The 272-nt window shown below is 65.8% G+C and carries 1 pseudogene; it reads right to left on the reverse strand.

The window, feature by feature from the left end:
- Positions 1-272: pseudogene (locus MMS95_RS24140) on the reverse strand (transketolase); the annotation flags it as partial.

Genomic DNA, 272 nt, shown 5'->3' on the forward strand with positions numbered 1-272 from the left:
CCGCCGTGCAGCGCGATGCCGTTGGTGATGGCGGTCATGCCGAACTCGCGCACGCCGTAATGAATGTAGTTGCCCGCCGGGTCAACGTTCAGCGCTTTCGAGCCGGACCACATGGTCAGGTTGCTCGGCGCCAGGTCGGCGGAGCCGCCCAGGAACTCCGGCAGCACCTTGCCGAACGCTTCCAGCGCGTTCTGCGACGCCTTGCGGCTGGCGATGTTGGCCGGGTTGGCCTGCAGTTTTTCCACGAACGCCTTGGCGTCGGCTTTCCAGTC

The organism is Serratia sp. PGPR-27, from assembly GCF_022678525.1.
In the GTDB taxonomy this organism is placed as follows: Bacteria; Pseudomonadota; Gammaproteobacteria; order Enterobacterales; family Enterobacteriaceae; genus Serratia; species Serratia nematodiphila.